This is a genomic window from Kitasatospora nipponensis (assembly GCF_039528135.1).
Classification (GTDB): Bacteria; Actinomycetota; Actinomycetes; order Streptomycetales; family Streptomycetaceae; genus Kitasatospora; species Kitasatospora nipponensis.
Window position 1 is genome coordinate 1 of the sequence record NZ_BAAALF010000516.1, and the last position, 1,038, is coordinate 1,038.

1 pseudogene is annotated in these 1,038 nt (G+C 66.3%); it reads left to right on the top strand.

The annotated features are described in order from the left end of the window. Nucleotides 1–598: pseudogene (locus tag ABD323_RS41590) on the top strand (hypothetical protein); the annotation flags it as partial. Nucleotides 599–1,038 lie beyond the last annotated feature (440 nt).

Here is a 1,038-nt window from a genome sequence, read left to right on the forward strand (position 1 = left end):
CGGTTCGGGTGTCACGGCCGTGGCCCTCAACGTCACCACGACCGCCGCCAAGGGCGGTGGCTTCCTGACCATCTACCCGAACGACGTGCCGAAGCCCCTCGCGTCCAACCTGAACTTCGGGCCGGGCCAGACGATCGCCAACGCGGTGATCGTGCCGGTCGGCGCGGACGGCAAGATCCGGGTGTCCAACGGCAGTGGCGCGCCCACCGACGTGATCGTCGATGTGGTCGGCTACTACAGCGCGGCCGGCGCCAGCGCCTACATTCCGATCGACCCGCTCCGCCTGCTCGACACCCGTGAGAACCCGGGCACCGCCATGACCCTCGGGCAGGTTGTCGGTATCACTGGTGTCCCGGCCGGAGCCAACGCCGCGATCTTCACCGTCGCCACCGTCCAGGCCGAAACCGCCGGCTACTTCACCCTCTACCCGCACGGCACCACGCGCCCTGCTACCAGCAACCTCAACTTCTCCGCAGGCGCGACCCTGTCCATCCACGCCGCCGTACCCACCGGCCAGGACAACCAGGTCGACCTCTACAACGGCAGCGGATACACCCACGCCATCGCCGACATGTACGGCTACTTCACCAAGGCCTAACCAGCAGCGGTCGAGCTGTGGTGTGGCCCGCAATCCGCGCCACACCACGGCTCACACCACTGACAAGCCACGCCAACCGATTGGCACTCGGCGTGGCTGGCTACTCACCCTAGCCTCCGTCGTTCACGTGGACCGGGGCGAACTGTACGAACGTTTGTGTGTGGTCGGTGAGGCTGGGACGTGGGGCAGCCCTACCGACCCCTGCTCCGCCCCCGGGAACCGTCGAAAGCGAGATCACGGGCACATGCTCAGCCGATCACTGCGGTGACACAACGAGGCTGGGATAGACCTGAACGCCCAACACAGACAAGGCGGCATCTTCTTCGAGCACCTCCCCGCCGTGTCCGGCGAAATCAACGGACGGCTATTCGCATCGGTCGTGAAGGCAGACCCTGCCCACACCAACAGGTATCGGTCCAGCATCGAAAGCGGCCGGGGCT